Source organism: Anoxybacillus mongoliensis (assembly GCF_014201515.1).
In the GTDB taxonomy this organism is placed as follows: Bacteria; Bacillota; Bacilli; order Bacillales; family Anoxybacillaceae; genus Anoxybacillus; species Anoxybacillus mongoliensis.
In genome coordinates this window covers 257,681-274,293 of the sequence record NZ_JACHEQ010000002.1, presented here as the reverse complement: position 1 = coordinate 274,293, position 16,613 = coordinate 257,681, and the positions used below count along the sequence as shown (strand labels likewise).

Here is a 16,613-nt window from a genome sequence, read left to right as displayed (position 1 = left end):
GTCAGCTTTCATCTTTACGATCCCATTTGACAGTGAATAAAACGGTTTTGACGCGTCGCTTTTGCTGTTCAAACGCTTCCGTTACATATCCTTTTTGCTGTTCGAACTGTTGAGCAAGAAAACCCGCTTCAAGTTGAAACGTGCACTCTCCACCATAATCGAACCGCATGGCAACGAGCGGACCATCGAGTTGGAGCTCGCATTGATCTTTTTTCTCCTCAAGTAGTGATAAATTCCCCCAACCAGCTTGTTCGAAAAAAGTAATGACATCATCGATTGTAGCTAGCGGGTACTTTCTCGCTAACTCTTTTCCTGCCCAATATAAAATAAATGGAGTTTCTTTTCCAAATAAATTTGGTAGTAGTTCTTGCCGAAACAAAAAGTCGCTAAAAGCAGAAATATTCGTTTGTTTCCATTGTTCGTATCCGCTCACGATCAATTCCCCTCTCTATTTTTCATTATAGCGATCAACAACGTGAAAAACAGTATTGACTTTTCTCTTATTTCGGACTTCACTAGAAGTGTAGTTATTTTAAAATTTGAAATGATTGAACATTTCGTGAACACCTTTTCTTGACGCTCCTACATTCTGGGAGTACAATGAATGTGACAATGATCAATGGAAATGGAAGTGTTTACACCTCTGTTGATCATAGTCTAGTAGATGTGGATGGGAGCGCATAGAAAAGGAAGATGAAAAATTTAAGGGGGGTTATGTATGGCACAAAATCGCGAGTTTTTTTATCGTCGACTCCACTCATTGCTCGGAGTCATTCCAGTCGGGCTGTTCTTAACACAGCATTTAGTAGTTAACCATTTTGCAACAAGAGGAGCAGAATCGTTCAACAGAGCGGCAGAGTTCATGGAGCAACTACCGTTTCGGTACTTTTTAGAAATTTTCGTTATTTTTCTTCCGCTATTGTTCCATGCCATCTACGGACTGTACATTGCATTTACAGCACAAAACAATGTAAGTCGCTACGGATATTTCCGTAACTGGATGTTTATGTTGCAACGCTTAACCGGGATTATTACGCTCATTTTCGTCGTCTGGCACGTATGGGAAACGCGCGTTCAGGCTGCGTTTGGTGCAGAAGTAAACTATGACATGATGGCGAACATCGTTGCGAACCCGTTTATGCTTGCATTTTATATTGTCGGAATCGTTTCTGCAGTATTTCATTTTGCGAACGGGTTATGGTCGTTTTTCGTTAGCTGGGGTATTACAGTGACTCCTCGTTCACAACAAATTTCTACATACGTGACAATGGGGATTTTTGTCGCGCTTTCGATCGTTGGTATACGCGCGATTTTAGCATTCGTTTAATCCACAAGAAGGAGTGAGGAGACATGAGTAAAGGAAAAATTATTGTCGTTGGTGGAGGTCTTGCCGGTTTAATGGCAACCATTAAAATCGCCGAAGCAGGTGTAAAAGTAGATTTATTTTCATTAGTTCCCGTGAAACGGTCTCACTCTGTTTGTGCACAAGGTGGCATTAACGGTGCGGTCAACACAAAAGGGGAGGGAGACTCTCCGTGGGAGCATTTCGATGATACAGTATATGGTGGGGACTTTTTAGCTGACCAACCTCCGGTAAAAGCAATGTGTGAAGCTGCCCCTGGCATTATTCATTTGCTTGATCGCATGGGCGTCATGTTCAACCGTACGCCCGAGGGCTTGCTTGACTTCCGTCGTTTTGGAGGCACACAACATCACCGTACAGCATATGCAGGAGCAACAACAGGACAACAGCTTCTTTATGCGCTTGATGAACAAGTGCGCCGTCATGAAGTGGCAGGTCTTGTAACAAAATATGAGGGTTGGGAGTTTTTAGGTGCTGTTTTAGACGATGAGCAAGTATGTCGCGGTATTGTCGCACAAAACTTGACAACAATGGAAATTAAAGCATTCCCTTCTGATGCAGTCATCATGGCAACAGGTGGTCCAGGAATCATTTTTGGTAAGTCAACAAACTCCATCATTAACACAGGTTCGGCAGCGTCGATCGTTTATCAACAAGGGGCATATTATGCAAATGGGGAATTTATTCAAATTCACCCGACAGCCATCCCGGGTGACGATAAGCTTCGCTTAATGAGTGAATCAGCTCGTGGAGAAGGTGGACGAGTTTGGACGTATAAAGATGGGAAACCTTGGTATTTCTTAGAAGAAAAATATCCAGCTTACGGAAATCTCGTTCCACGCGACATTGCAACGCGTGAAATTTTCCATGTTTGCGTAGACTTAAAACTCGGCATTAACGGCGAAAACATGGTTTATTTAGACTTGTCACATAAAGATCCGAAAGAGCTGGATATTAAGTTAGGCGGTATTATTGAAATTTATGAGAAATTCATGGGTGAAGACCCAAGAAAAGTGCCGATGAAGATCTTCCCAGCAGTTCACTACTCGATGGGTGGATTATGGGTGGACTACGATCAAATGACAAATATTAAAGGATTGTTTGCGGCGGGTGAGTGTGACTTCTCAATGCACGGTGCCAACCGTCTCGGTGCAAACTCGTTATTATCCGCCATTTATGGTGGAATGGTAGCAGGTCCAAAAGCAGTTGAGTATATGAAAGGGCTTGAAAAATCAGCCGATGCGATGCCTTCTTCCTTATACGATCGCTATTTAAAACAAGAAGAAGAGAAATGGGCGCAAATTATGGCGATGGATGGTACAGAAAACGCATACGTCTTGCATAAAGAGCTTGGTGAATGGATGACTGATAACGTCACAGTCGTTCGCTATAACGATAAACTATTGAAAACAGATGAGAAAATTCAAGAATTACTTGAACGGTATAAAAATATTAACATTAACGACACAGCGAAATGGAGCAACCAAGGAGCATCGTTTACACGCCAACTTTATAACATGTTGCAACTTGCTCGCGTCATTACGCTTGGTGCTTACAACCGTAACGAAAGCCGTGGAGCGCATTATAAACCAGAGTTTCCTGAGCGAAATGATGAAGAATGGTTAAAAACAACGATGGCAAGCTTTACACCGGATGGTCCATCGTTCCATTATCGCGAAGTAGATACATCACTTATTAAGCCGCGCAAACGTGACTACACGAAAAAGAAAGGGGAAGTGAAATCATGAGCGAAAATAAAACGATTCGGATTATCGTCACAAGACAAGACCGTCCGGATACAGCCCCTTATGAAGAAGAGTTTGTCATCCCGTATCGTCCGAACATGAACATTATTTCGGCGCTCATGGAAATTCGGCGCAATCCGGTCAATGCAAAAGGGGAAAAAACGACGCCTGTTGCTTGGGAAATGAACTGTTTAGAAGAAGTGTGTGGTGCTTGTTCAATGGTGATTAACGGAAAACCACGCCAATCGTGTACCGCACTAGTTGATCAGCTCGAGCAACCGATTCGTTTAGAACCGATGCGCACATTCCCTGTTATTCGCGACTTGCAAGTGGATCGTAGTCGCATGTTTGACTCGTTGAAAAAAGTAAAAGCGTGGATTCCAATCGATGGAACGTATGATTTAGGTCCGGGACCGCGTATGCCAGAGCGCAAACGGCAATGGGCATATGAGTTATCAAAATGTATGACGTGCGGTGTATGTCTAGAAGCTTGTCCAAACGTCAATAGTAAGTCAAACTTCATCGGTCCAGCACCGCTTTCGCAAGTACGTTTATTTAACGCGCATCCAACAGGAGCGATGCATAAAGCGGAGCGCCTTGAAGCGATTATGGGTGATGGTGGACTAGCGAACTGCGGAAATTCACAAAACTGTGTGCAATCTTGTCCGAAAGGCATTCCGCTTACAACATCGATTGCGGCATTGAACCGTGCAGCAACTATTCAAATGTTTCGCAATTTCTTCGGTAGCGATGAAGTGTAACAACAAGGTCGACTCTTCAGGAGTCGGCCTTACGTTTCATATATGATATATGATAATAAGTCGCTTTTATAGAGGGGGAGAAGGAAAGTGAAAATATCGTATATTAATGACATAAAAGAATGGGGACAACGTTTTTCTTTTTTTCATCCGGTACGTGTCCGCTTTTCAGAAACAGATATGTTTGGTCATTTGAACAATACGGTACCTTTTGTATATTTTGAAGAAGCGCGCATCGCATTTTTTGAACATCTCGGCTTTATGAACGACTGGTTAGGAAAAGAACATGATGCGATTCCAGTCGTTGCGAATTTACAATGCGATTTTTTACAACAAGTGTATTTTGGTGAACAGCTACAAATCGGTGTCAAAGTTGCACACATCGGCAACTCTTCTGTTGATTTACATTATGTTGGAAAAAAGCAAAATGGAGCAATTGCGTTTACAGGGCGTGGGACGATGGTGCAAATGTCAAAAACGACAGGAAAAGGAGTGGCATGGGACGAAGAAGCGCGAGCGCGATTAATAGAAAACATGTAACCGTTAACGCCCTTCTTGCATACGATATGTTGACTAAATATATACCCATCCGTTTCGGTCTGGTAAAAGCAAGGAGGGTTATTCACTTGAATCAGAAGCCGCTGCTTACAAAAAGAGAACGAGAAGTATTCGAACTGTTGCTGCAAGACAAAACAACGAAAGAGATTGCTAGTGAACTATTCATTAGCGAAAAAACAGTTCGCAACCACATTTCGAATGCGATGCAAAAGCTTGGAGTAAAGGGGCGTTCCCAAGCTGTTGTTGAATTGCTTCGAATGGGGGAACTTAAACTATAGAGAGAACCGGCTCGCCTTTTCGTTTTAGGCAGCCGGTTTTCTATTGATTTGATATATGTTATAATGAAAAATGTTTTGTCATACATCAACAAAGAATGAGGCGAATACATTGGAAAGACCAATTGGAGTGATTGATTCAGGTGTTGGTGGATTAACGGTCGCAAGGGAAATTATGCGCCAGTTACCAAAAGAACAAATTGTATACTTAGGAGATACAGCACGCTGTCCGTACGGACCGAGACCACGGGAAGAAATTCGGCAGTTTACGTGGGAAATGACGAACTATTTGCTCGGTTATGATATGAAAATGCTTGTTATTGCATGTAACACCGCCACAGCTGTCGCTTTAGAAGAAATTCGCGATACGCTCAACATCCCTGTGGTTGGTGTCGTCCATCCGGGTGCACGCACGGCGTTAAAAATTACAAAAAACTATCATATCGGTGTCATCGGCACGATCGGAACGGTAAAAAGTGGGGCATACGAGCAAGCATTGAAATCCATTAATAGCGACGTGATCGTGGAAAGTTTAGCTTGCCCAAAGTTCGTCCCTTTAGTTGAAAGTGGACAATTTGAAGGGGAAGAAGCAAAACAAATTGTTGCTGAGTCCCTTGAACCATTAAAAGACCGACCGATTGATACGCTTATTTTAGGATGTACGCATTACCCACTTTTAAGCCCATTGATTCAACAATATATGGGAGAGCATGTCAAACTCATTTGTTCTGGTGATGAAACAGCACGCGAAGTGAGTACGATTTTACATCATAGCGGTCTGCTTTATACGGGAACTAAACGCCGCGAGCATATATTTTTCACTACTGGATCGAAAGAAACGTTTCAACAAATTGCTTCGAAATGGTTCGGTCACCCCATTGAACATGTCGAAACCATTCAATTATCTTAAAATCCTTCGCATTAGCCGAAGGATTTTTTGTTCTATTTTTTTGGACGGCTCGTATACATAGTAGTACAAACCGTATGAGGAGGGGAGTCCATGCGTCGCGTATGGGTTATTGCCACAATGTTTATATTTATTCTTTCAGGATGTGGGCTGTTCGGAGGTGAAAAAGCAACGAAAGAAATTGACCCACCAAAAGATGTAACGTATGTAGAAGATGAGCAAGCGTTGCAAGAAAAAGAAGCAGCGGAAAAAGAAAAAGCGACAGAAACGGTGCAACGCGAACTGTATTTAATTGATAAAAACGGCTTCGTCGTTCCACAAACGTTTGCCTTACCAAAGACAAACGCAGCAGCCAAACAAGTACTTGAATATTTAGTGGAAAACGGCCCGATTTCAGAGTTGCTCCCGAACGGATTTCGTGCTGTGCTTCCGGCAGATACGCAAGTATTGAGCGTCAATTTAAAACAAGACGGCACACTTGTCATCGATTTTTCAAAGGAGTTTGCGAACTATCGTCCAGAAGATGAAAAACGTATTTTACAAGCAATCACATGGACAGTGACGCAATTTGATAATGTAAAGCGAGTGAAAATTCGTATGAACGGCCATGATCAAAACGTTATGCCGGTCAATGGAACGCCAATTAGCGAAGAACTAAGCAGAGATGACGGAATTAACATTGAAACGAACGGTGTGGTCGATATTACGAATACGCATCCTGTTATCGTCTACTTTTTAGCACAAGACGGAAAACAAACGTATTATGTGCCGGTAACAAGACGCGTGCCGAATAGCGAGCAAGATGAGTTAGCTGCAGTTGTGAAGGAACTTATTAAAGGACCAAGTTACGGCTCCGGGTTGTTAAGCGATTTTCAAGCAGATGCGAAATTGTTAGAAGCGCCAAAATATGAAGATGGAAAAGTGACGTTGAACTTTAATGAAGCGATTTATGGTAGCGTGGAGAAAAATGTCGTGTCTACGCATGTGCTCAATTGTTTAGTTTTGTCTTTAACAGAACAGCCAGGGGTAGAGAGCGTCGCCATTACAGTCAACGGAAAAGCAGAATTGGTCGACGAAAGTGGAAAACCGTTATCAGAACCTGTCACCAGACCGCAAAATGTGAACACAGGTAGTTTTTGAAACCAATTTTTTGCTATACTATATAAAGATTCATCGTCGAGAGGCAGTGTTCCTGCCTCTTATTTCGTGAACATATATTGAGGAGGATTTTGTGTGAGAGTAGATGGTAGAACAAATGACGAACTTCGTCCTGTACATATTGAGCCGAACTATTTAAAACATCCGGAAGGGTCTGTACTTATTTCGATTGGCGATACGAAAGTCATTTGTACAGCAAGCATCGAAGACAAAGTTCCACCGTTTATGCGTGGAGGTGGAAAAGGGTGGATTACCGCAGAATATGCGATGATTCCTCGTGCGACAGAGCAACGAAATATTCGCGAAGCAAGTAAAGGGAAGTTGTCAGGACGAACGATGGAAATTCAACGATTAATTGGTCGTGTACTCCGTTCTGTTGTTGATTTGCAAAAATTAGGGGAAAAAACAATTTGGATTGATTGCGATGTCATTCAAGCGGATGGTGGAACGCGTACAGCATCAATTACAGGGGCGTTTGTTGCCATGGCATTGGCGCTCGGAAAAATGGTTGAAGAAAAGAAATTGTCGGCAATTCCGATTACAGATTTTTTAGCTGCTACATCTGTCGGAATCGATGAAGAGCATGGCATTATTTTAGATTTAAATTACGTTGAAGATTCAAAAGCACATGTCGATATGAATATTGTCATGACAGGATCGGGGCGCTTTGTTGAAATTCAAGGAACAGGGGAAGAAGCGACGTTCTCTTATGAGCAATTGCTCGATTTATTAACGGTTGCTGAAAAAGGCATTCATGAGCTTATTATCCTTCAAAAAGAAGCGCTTGGCCCGATCGCTGAACAGATTATGCAACATCGTTCGGAAGGGGAGAAGACGAAGTGAAGCGAATGATTATTGCCACAAAAAACAAAGGGAAGGTAGCGGAGTTTCAGCAGCTCTTTGCAAAAAAAGGAATCGAACTTCTCTCTCTTCTTGACTATAATGACATACCAGATGTTGAAGAAACGGGAACGACGTTTGCAGAAAATGCTATACTAAAAGCAACGACGATCGCCAATATGCTTCATGAAACAGTGATTGCAGATGATTCTGGATTAATCGTTGATGCGTTAGACGGTGAGCCGGGCGTATACTCGGCTCGTTACGCCGGCGAAGGAAAAAATGATCAAGCAAACATTGAAAAAGTGCTTAAAAAACTGCAAGGCGTGCCTTTTGAACAACGAACAGCTCGTTTTCATTGTACGCTCGCTGTTGCCAAACCAAACGGAGAAGTGACGACAGTAGATGGCGTATGTGAAGGATATATAACAGAAGAACCGATAGGGGAAAATGGTTTCGGGTACGATCCGATTTTTTTTGTTCCTGAAAAACAACGAACAATGGCCCAACTAACAAAAGAAGAGAAAAATGAAATCAGCCATCGGGCAAAAGCGTTACAACATCTTTTACATATATGGGACAAGCTGTTTGAAAAGGGGAATGAGTCGTGAATGTATTAATTTTAAGCGATAGCCACGGATTGACAAACGAATTACAAACGATCGTTTCACGTCACAAACAACATGTCGATGCAATGATTCATTGTGGTGACTCCGAGTTAACAAGCGACCATGCAGCTTTGCAAGGCATGCTTGTTGTGCGAGGAAACTGTGACTACGAGCGTCGTTTCCCAACGGATCTTGTTGAAGAAATCAAAGGCGTTCGCTTTTTCGTTACACACGGTCATTTATATAACGTCAAAATGACGCTTATGAACGTATATTATAAAGCGAAAGAAGTCGGAGCTGGCATCGTCTGCTTCGGTCACTCACATATTGCAGGATGTGAACAAATCGATGACGTCCTTTTCATCAACCCGGGGAGCATTTATTTGCCGCGCATGCGCCGTGAAAAAACATACGCCATGCTCCACATAGATGAAAAAAATACAACCGTACATTTTTACAATATCGACGGCCAACTGCTTCATGATTTAACAACGACATACACAACACAATAGGGGCAAGAAAATTCTAATGCCCCTATTGACTTTTTTTATAAACATCATTACAATAACAATTGTCCAAACCACGATAATATGTCCCAGTAGCTCAGCTGGATAGAGCAACGGCCTTCTAAGCCGTCGGTCGGGAGTTCGAATCTCTCCTGGGACGCTAAAGATCCTCTTGCTTGGGCAAGGGGATTTTTATTTTACATGCTCAGCTGGATAGAGCACGTCTGATTCCGCTTCATCGAATAAACATCAGCGTACCGCACGAGCTGCATCGTGGATAAGCAAGCTGAGTGCGGGATGACAAAGCCTTCTAAGCCGTCGGTCGGGAGTTCGAATCTCTCCTGGGACGCTAAAGATCCTCTTGCTTGGGCAAGGGGATTTTTATTTTACATGCTCAGCTGGATAGAGCACGTCTGATTCCGCTTCATCGAATAAACATCAGCGTATACACACGCTAACAAACCTCTTGCATAAGCAAGGGGATTTTCTTTGGTCAAAAAATGTTCAAAAATTTTTACATCTTTTCTTTTCCTTGATATATCAATTATGTAAGCGGATACATAACGTTTAAACTAATCTAAATAATCAAAAAATTCAATGAAATAGTATTGACTGTTTTGGTAAATGGGCGTATGATAATTTTCAAATAAATCTAACAAAAGTCGCAATCAACAGAAGAAGCAAGAGACGGCGAACAGGGGAAGAGGGGAAAAACATTGAGTGAACAGTGGATTTTTCTAAACGATGAATTTGTTACAAAAGAAAATGCAAAAATCTCTGTATATGATCACGGTTTTCTTTATGGGGATGGAGTGTTTGAAGGCATTCGTGTGTATAGCGGCAACGTGTTTCGCATGAAAGAGCATATTGACCGTTTATACAATTCAGCGAAATCGATTTTATTAAACATTCCGTACACAAAAGAAGAATTAACAAATATTATCGTTCAAACGGTACAAAAAAACGGCTTTGAGGATGCATACATTCGCGTCGTTGTGTCACGAGGGGTTGGCGATCTTGGGCTCGATCCATACAAATGCCCAAAGCCACAAGTTGTTGTTATTGTTGAACCGTTAGCAATCTTCCCAAAACATTTGTATGAAACGGGCATCGAAGTGATCACTGTAGCGACAAGACGAAATCGTCCAGATGTATTAAGCCCGAAAGTAAAATCGTTAAACTACTTAAACAACGTATTAGTGCGAATTGAGGCGCATTTAGCAAACGTCAGCGAAGCGCTTATGCTCAACGACCAAGGTTATGTCGCTGAGGGATCAGCAGATAACGTATTTATCGTCAAAAATGGCGTGTTATATACACCACCAGGATATGTCGGGGCTCTTGAAGGTATTACGCGCGATGCGATCATCGACATCGCCAAAGACCTCGGCTATGTCGTCAAAGAAGAGCCGTTTACTCGTCACGATGTGTACACAGCAGATGAAGTGTTTTTAACAGGAACTGCAGCAGAAGTCATTGCCGTCGTCAAAGTCGACGGTCGAGTGATCGGTGACGGTGTGCCTGGTGAACATACGAAACGATTGTTAGAACAGTTTCGCAAACGAGTTGTTTCTGAAGGCGTAAAAGTATATGCTACACAAAATGTTAATGCTGGATAACAAACGAATAAAGAAAAAGCGTTGAAGAGGATAAGTAGCGAACGGGTTAGACATCTACAGAGAGCCGGGGTAGCTGGGAGCCGGTGATGTCTCCGTTCGTGAACTCCCCTCGGAGTGCCGTCCTGAACGATACAATCCAGTAGGGACGGACGGGTGCACGTCACTCGTTATTAAAACGAGCGTTGCGACGATAGTTGCACGCTCCTGAGGTGGCTTTGCCACGAAGAAGGGTGGTACCGCGGGAAGGATGCAAGCCTTTTCGCCCCTTTGGTCCACATGGACCGATGGAGGGGTGAGAAGGCTTTTCTTATTTCACATTTTTTTAGGGGTGAAAAAATGGCAGCGAATATGAAAGTGAAAGAAAGAGTGGCAAAAAAGCAAACGTTATGTGGAGCACTTATGTTGATTGAAGCGCTCAAAGCAGAAAACGTGAAAGTGATTTTCGGTTATCCAGGAGGGGCTGTATTACCGATTTACGACAAGCTGTATGAGTCAGGTGTGTTTCACGTGCTCACACGTCATGAACAAGGTGCCATTCATGCAGCGGAAGGATATGCGCGCATTTCTGGAAAACCTGGTGTTGTCATTGCTACATCAGGACCAGGCGCGACAAATATCGTGACAGGTTTAACGGACGCGATGATGGATTCTATTCCGCTCGTCGTTTTTACAGGGCAAGTAGCATCAAATGTCATCGGTTCAGATGCCTTTCAAGAGGCTGATGTATTAGGAATTACGATGCCAATTACGAAGCATAGTTACCAAGTACGCGATGTACATGAGCTGCCAAAAATCATTAAAGAAGCGTTTCATATTGCAACGACTGGACGTCCAGGCCCTGTATTAATCGACATCCCAAAAGATATGTCTGTCGCAGAAGCGGAGTTTGATTATGAACAGGAAGTCCAGTTACCAGGTTATCAGCCCACAACCAGACCGAATCATTTACAAATTCGCAAGCTTGTCGAGGCAGTTAGCCAAGCGAAACGGCCGGTCATTCTAGCTGGAGCAGGTGTTCTTCATGCGAATGCTCATGAACAGTTGAAACAATATGCTGAACAACAACATATTCCGGTGATCCATACACTCTTGGGACTTGGCGGATTTCCTGCCGATCATCCGCTATTTCTTGGAATGGCAGGAATGCATGGAACGTACACTGCAAACATGGCGTTGTACGAATGTGATTTACTCATTAATATTGGTGCACGATTCGATGATCGGGTGACTGGAAATTTGGCTCACTTTGCACCAAAAGCGACAGTGGCTCATATCGACATTGATCCAGCAGAAATCGGAAAAAATGTACCGACAAAAATTCCGATCGTTGGCGATGCGAAAGAAGCGCTTATTCAGTTAATTGAACAAAACGGAAAGCGACCAGATGTATCAGAGTGGCTTAACAAGCTAAATGAATGGAAAAGAGAATATCCGCTTATGTATAAACGAGAACCGGGCGTACTAAAACCACAGCGACTCATTGAAATGATTCATGAATATACAAATGGTGAGGCGGTTGTCACGACAGATGTGGGTCAACATCAAATGTGGGTTGCTCAATATTATAAATTTAAACATCCGCATCGTTGGGTCACATCAGGCGGACTAGGGACGATGGGATTTGGGTTGCCAGCGGCAATCGGGGCGCAATTGGCACAACCAGAAGCAACGGTCATATCGATCGTTGGCGACGGAGGATTCCAAATGACTTTGCAAGAGCTATCTGTTATTCAAGAGTTAAATTTGCCGATTAAAATCGTCATCGTCAACAATCAAGCGCTCGGTATGGTTCGTCAATGGCAAGAAATTTTTTACGAAAAACGATATTCTCATTCACTCATTCCGAATCAACCCGATTTTGTCCGTTTAGCGGAAGCATACGGCATCAAAGCGATGCGGGCGACGACGGAGGAAGAAGCGGAATACGTACTGAAAGAAGCGCTTGTGACGAACGCACCGGTTTTACTCGATTTTCACGTTCATCCAGGTGAAAACGTATATCCGATGGTTGCGCCAGGAAAAGGATTACATGAGATGGTGGGGGTGAAATGGTGAAGCGCATTATTACAATGACGGTCAATAACCGTCCGGGCGTATTAAACCGTATTACAGGTTTATTTACAAAACGGCATTACAACATTGAAAGCATCACAGTTGGTCATACCGAATCGGAAGGCATTTCACGCATGACGTTTGTCGTCAATGTAGATGATGAACGCATTGCCGAACAAATTACAAAACAGCTAAACAAACAAATTGACGTATTAAAAGTTGTCGATATTACCGATCAAGCAATTATTGTTCGAGAGCTGGCCTTAATTAAAGTGGCGGTCACGCCGGCAACGCGCGGGGAAATTTATACGCTTATTGAACCGTTTCGTGCCGCAATTGTCGATGTAGCACGCGATAGTCTCGTCGTTCAAGTGACAGGTGAGCCAGAAAAAATTGATGCGCTCATTGACTTATTAAAGCCATACGGATTAAAGGAAGTTGCAAGAACAGGAACAACGGCGTTTCCGCGCGGCTCACAACGCGCATCATCAACAAATAAATCACTATTTATTATTTAAAAGGAGAGGATTTTATTATGGTAAAAGTATATTACAATGGCGATGCAAACGAAGCTTACATTCAAGGGAAAAAAGTAGCAATTATCGGATATGGTTCTCAAGGTCATGCCCATGCACAAAATTTACGCGATAGTGGTGTTGATGTCATCATTGGATTGCGTAAAGGAAAGTCATGGGAAAAAGCAGAGCAAGATGGATTTGTCGTCTTACCGGTTAGTGAAGCAACAAAGCAAGCCGACATTGTGATGATTTTACTTCCAGATGAACATCAACCGAAAGTATATAAAGAAGAAATCGCACCAAACTTACAGCCTGGGAACGCGCTCGTGTTTGCGCACGGATTTAATATTCACTTCAATCAAATCGTTCCGCCAAGCGACGTTGACGTCTTTTTAGTTGCACCAAAGGGTCCTGGTCATTTAGTACGTCGCACATATACAGAAGGAGCTGGTGTGCCGGCGTTAATTGCCATTTATCAAGATGTGACTGGTGAAGCGAAAGAAACGGCGCTGGCGTATGCGAAAGCGATTGGTTCTGCTCGAGCAGGTGTTATTGAAACGACGTTTAAAGAAGAAACAGAAACGGATTTATTTGGTGAACAAGCGGTTCTTTGCGGTGGATTAACTGCTCTTGTTAAAGCAGGATTTGAAACGCTCGTTGAAGCGGGATATCAACCAGAAATTGCATATTTTGAATGTTTACATGAGCTAAAGCTGATCGTTGATTTAATGTACGAAGGCGGTTTAGCAGGTATGCGTTATTCCATTTCTGATACAGCACAATGGGGCGACTTTGTGACAGGGCCACGCATTATTAACGACGCAGTAAAAGCGGAAATGAAAAAAGTGCTTGAAGATATTCAAACAGGCAAGTTTGCGAAAGGTTGGATTTTAGAAAACCAAGCGAATCGTCCAGAGTTTAACGCGATCAACCGTCGAGAAAACGAGCATTTAATTGAAATTGTTGGTCGCGAATTACGAAAAATGATGCCGTTTGTCAACGCTAAACAGAAAGATGTGGTGACGGTCGGTGCGAAAAATTAACATTTTTGATACGACGTTGCGTGATGGCGAGCAGTCTGCGGGTGTCAACTTAAACTTGCATGAAAAGCTAGAAATCGCTCGGCAGTTAGAACGCCTCGGTGTTGATATCATCGAGGCGGGATTTCCTGCCGCATCCAAAGGTGATTTTCAAGCCGTTCAAGCGATCGCGCAAACGGTTCGCAATTGTTCGGTTACAGGTCTTTCTCGCTCTGTTCAGTCGGACATTGATGCGGCGTGGGAGGCGCTAAAAGATGGGGCGGAACCACGATTACACGTATTTATCGCAACGTCACCTATTCATATGCAATATAAATTGCGGATGACACCGGAACAAGTTATTGAAACAGCTGTTGAGTCTGTTCGTTACGCGAAAAAATATTTCCCGATTGTACAATGGTCAGCAGAAGATGCATGTCGAAGCGATCTTCCGTTTCTTGCAACGATTATTGAGAAAGTCATTGAAGCGGGAGCGAACGTCATTAACATTCCAGATACAGTCGGTTATATTACTCCAAAACAATATGGTGACATATTCTCTTTTTTAAAGAAAAATGTTCGGAATATTGAAAAAATTAGTCTATCTGCCCATTGTCACGATGATTTAGGTATGGCTGTCGCGAATTCGCTTGCTGCTATTGAAGCAGGAGCGACGCAAATTGAAGGAACGATTAATGGCATTGGCGAACGGGCTGGAAACGCAGCAATTGAAGAAGTGGCGGTGGCGCTTTATATTCGAAAAGATTACTACCAAGCAGAGACGCGTTTGAATTTACAAGAAATTAAACGAACGAGCAATTTAGTAAGCAAATTAACAGGAATGATTGTGCCGCCAAATAAGGCGATCGTCGGTAAAAACGCTTTTGCTCATGAGTCAGGCATTCACCAAGACGGTGTGTTAAAAGAAAAAACAACGTACGAAATTATATCCCCACAACTTGTCGGGGTGCAATCAAATTCGATGGTGCTCGGAAAACATTCGGGACGCCATGCGTTTCGCACGCGCATTCAAGAGCTTGGCTACTTATTGACGGAGGAAGAAGTGAATCGTTTATTTGTTCGTTTTAAAGATTTAGCAGATAAAAAGAAAGATATTACGGATGATGATTTAATTGCACTCATTTTAGATGAAAAACTAGATACGTATAAAAATTTTTATCAATTATGTTCGATTCAAGTGCAATACGGAACAAATCAAATTCCAACAGCCGTTGTTGTATTAAAAGATGGGGAAGGAAACGACATTCAAGAAGCGGCGACAGGGGCTGGTAGTGTCGAGGCGCTATATAATGCTTTAGAAAAAGCGTTGCAATTACCGGTGACGTTGCTTGATTATCGCATTGAATCTGTCGGAAGCGGACGGGATGCGTTAGCGCAAGTATATGTGAAAGTATCGCTCGACGGAAAAGAAGCAAGCGGTCGGGGAACGGCACAAGATGTGCTAGAAGCATCAGCAAAAGCATATATTCATGCAGTCAATCGCATGTTTGTCATCGAAAAAATGAGAGAAGAACAAGCGCTCGCTGCGCAATAACAAAGGGGGATGTTTTTTATGTATCGTATCGCTGTGTTACCTGGGGATGGCATTGGAAAAGAAGTGACAAAAGGAGCGGTAAATATTTTACAGGCGATTGGTGATCGTTTCGGTCATACGTTTCACTTTTCATACGGATTGATTGGCGGAGAAGCGATTGACCGTGAAGGAACGCCGCTTCCAGAACAAACGCTTCATTTATGCAAACAAAGCGATGCGGTATTGCTTGGTGCAGTTGGGGGACCGAAATGGGATAATAATCCACCTCACGTTCGGCCAGAAAAAGGGCTATTGCAAATTCGGAAAGAAATGAATTTGTTTGCCAATATTCGTCCTGTTACGTTTTATGAGAGTCTAGCCGCTTCTTCTCCGCTTAAACCACATGTTATTGAAGGAGCAGATTTTGTCATCGTACGTGAGTTAACCGGAGGCTTGTATTTTGGGAAACCGAGTGAGCGACGCATAGAAAAAGGCGAAGAAGCTGTTGTTGATACGTTGTTTTATAAACGAGCAGAAATCGAGCGGATCATTACGTTCGCTTTTACACTTGCACAAAAGCGGAAGAAAAAAGTAACTTCTGTTGATAAAGCAAATGTGTTAGAGTCAAGTCGGATGTGGCGGGAAGTAGCTGAGCAAGTGGCTAAACGTTTTCCAGACGTTCAACTTGAACATATGCTTGTCGATAATGCTGCGATGCAACTCGTCCGCTCGCCAAAACAGTTTGACGTCATTGTCACAGAAAACATGTTTGGTGATATTTTAAGCGATGAAGCATCGATGTTAACCGGTTCGCTTGGCATGCTTCCATCGGCAAGCTTATCTGTTGACGGACCTGCATTATATGAACCAATTCATGGCTCTGCACCAGACATTGCAGGACAAAACAAAGCGAATCCGCTCGCAACGATTTTATCAGCAGCGATGATGCTTCGTTTATCATTTGGACTTACAGAAGAGGCGGATATCGTTGAACGAGCAGTCAAGCAAGTGTTAGATGCTGGGTATCGCACAGCTGACATCGCTAAACATGGCGATTGTGTATTATCAACGACAGAAATGGTCGAAAAAGTAAAAGATGCGATTTTAGATGATGTAGCGATTGAACGCATTATGCAAGTGTATGTGTAGGAGG

At 42.9% G+C, this 16,613-nt stretch carries 17 protein-coding genes, 1 tRNA gene and 1 other annotated feature; of the genes, 17 read left to right on the top strand and 1 reads right to left on the bottom strand.

All coding sequences use genetic code 11. The features are described from left to right. Position 1: 1 nt before the first annotated feature. Positions 2 to 433, bottom strand: a complete 432-nt coding sequence (locus HNR43_RS03465; RefSeq protein WP_183241327.1) for a DUF2507 domain-containing protein — start codon at positions 431 to 433, stop codon at positions 2 to 4. Between the two features lie 285 nt (positions 434 to 718). On the opposite strand from HNR43_RS03465, the gene HNR43_RS03460 reads away from it, so the two are divergent. The 17 genes from HNR43_RS03460 (at position 719) to leuB (ending at position 16,609) form a co-directional block, all read left to right on the top strand. Then, positions 719 to 1,327 (top strand): succinate dehydrogenase cytochrome b558 subunit, encoded by a 609-nt coding sequence (locus HNR43_RS03460; protein WP_183241325.1) that lies wholly within the window; start codon positions 719 to 721, stop codon positions 1,325 to 1,327. Positions 1,328 to 1,350: 23 nt separating this feature from the next. Beyond that, on the top strand, positions 1,351 to 3,111 hold the full coding sequence (gene sdhA / locus HNR43_RS03455) for a succinate dehydrogenase flavoprotein subunit (protein WP_183241323.1): 1,761 nt from the start codon (positions 1,351 to 1,353) through the stop codon (positions 3,109 to 3,111). Then, the gene (gene sdhB, locus HNR43_RS03450) at positions 3,108 to 3,869 is read left to right on the top strand and encodes a succinate dehydrogenase iron-sulfur subunit (RefSeq protein WP_009361787.1); all 762 of its coding nucleotides are present in this window, start codon (positions 3,108 to 3,110) and stop codon (positions 3,867 to 3,869) included. The genes sdhA and sdhB overlap by 4 nt, the downstream gene beginning before the upstream one ends. 87 nt (positions 3,870 to 3,956) lie before the next feature. Continuing rightward, entirely contained in the window at positions 3,957 to 4,406 is a 450-nt protein-coding gene (locus HNR43_RS03445; protein WP_183241321.1) for a thioesterase family protein, read from the top strand. Between the two features lie 80 nt (positions 4,407 to 4,486). Next, positions 4,487 to 4,702, top strand: a complete 216-nt coding sequence (locus HNR43_RS03440; RefSeq protein WP_183241385.1) for a helix-turn-helix domain-containing protein — start codon at positions 4,487 to 4,489, stop codon at positions 4,700 to 4,702. Between the two features lie 109 nt (positions 4,703 to 4,811). Continuing rightward, positions 4,812 to 5,609 carry a glutamate racemase gene (gene racE / locus HNR43_RS03435; RefSeq protein WP_281380315.1) on the top strand — a complete coding sequence of 266 codons (798 nt, stop codon included), beginning with the start codon at positions 4,812 to 4,814 and terminating at the stop codon, positions 5,607 to 5,609. 90 nt (positions 5,610 to 5,699) lie between these two features. Beyond that, entirely contained in the window at positions 5,700 to 6,746 is a 1,047-nt protein-coding gene (locus HNR43_RS03430; protein WP_183241316.1) for a GerMN domain-containing protein, read from the top strand. 93 nt (positions 6,747 to 6,839) lie between these two features. Then, positions 6,840 to 7,607, top strand: coding sequence for a ribonuclease PH (gene rph, locus HNR43_RS03425; RefSeq protein WP_183241314.1), 768 nt, complete (start codon positions 6,840 to 6,842; stop codon positions 7,605 to 7,607). Continuing rightward, entirely contained in the window at positions 7,604 to 8,215 is a 612-nt protein-coding gene (locus HNR43_RS03420) for an XTP/dITP diphosphatase (protein WP_183241312.1), read from the top strand. Before rph ends, HNR43_RS03420 begins: the two co-directional genes overlap by 4 nt. After that, positions 8,212 to 8,724 carry a metallophosphoesterase family protein gene (locus HNR43_RS03415; RefSeq protein ID WP_055440021.1) on the top strand — a complete coding sequence of 171 codons (513 nt, stop codon included), beginning with the start codon at positions 8,212 to 8,214 and terminating at the stop codon, positions 8,722 to 8,724. Before HNR43_RS03420 ends, HNR43_RS03415 begins: the two co-directional genes overlap by 4 nt. Before the next feature lie 80 nt (positions 8,725 to 8,804). Further along, a tRNA-Arg gene (locus tag HNR43_RS03410) sits at positions 8,805 to 8,878 on the top strand. A 556-nt stretch (positions 8,879 to 9,434) separates the two neighbouring features. Next, positions 9,435 to 10,337 carry a branched-chain-amino-acid transaminase gene (ilvE, locus tag HNR43_RS03405; RefSeq protein WP_055440020.1) on the top strand — a complete coding sequence of 301 codons (903 nt, stop codon included), beginning with the start codon at positions 9,435 to 9,437 and terminating at the stop codon, positions 10,335 to 10,337. Positions 10,338 to 10,349: 12 nt separating this feature from the next. Further along, positions 10,350 to 10,607 (top strand) — a binding site (T-box leader). Between the two features lie 66 nt (positions 10,608 to 10,673). Next, entirely contained in the window at positions 10,674 to 12,392 is a 1,719-nt protein-coding gene (gene ilvB, locus HNR43_RS03400) for an acetolactate synthase large subunit (protein ID WP_183241310.1), read from the top strand. Beyond that, on the top strand, positions 12,389 to 12,907 hold the full coding sequence (gene ilvN, locus HNR43_RS03395) for an acetolactate synthase small subunit (protein WP_055440178.1): 519 nt from the start codon (positions 12,389 to 12,391) through the stop codon (positions 12,905 to 12,907). Before ilvB ends, ilvN begins: the two co-directional genes overlap by 4 nt. 17 nt (positions 12,908 to 12,924) lie before the next feature. Further along, positions 12,925 to 13,950, top strand: a complete 1,026-nt coding sequence (gene ilvC, locus HNR43_RS03390; protein WP_183241305.1) for a ketol-acid reductoisomerase — start codon at positions 12,925 to 12,927, stop codon at positions 13,948 to 13,950. Next, a complete protein-coding gene (locus HNR43_RS03385) occupies positions 13,937 to 15,481 on the top strand; it encodes a 2-isopropylmalate synthase (protein WP_055440017.1) in 1,545 nt (514 codons plus the stop codon). The genes ilvC and HNR43_RS03385 overlap by 14 nt, the downstream gene beginning before the upstream one ends. An 18-nt stretch (positions 15,482 to 15,499) precedes the next feature. Continuing rightward, positions 15,500 to 16,609, top strand: coding sequence for a 3-isopropylmalate dehydrogenase (leuB, locus tag HNR43_RS03380; protein ID WP_183241303.1), 1,110 nt, complete (start codon positions 15,500 to 15,502; stop codon positions 16,607 to 16,609). The last annotated feature ends 4 nt before the right edge of the window (positions 16,610 to 16,613 follow it).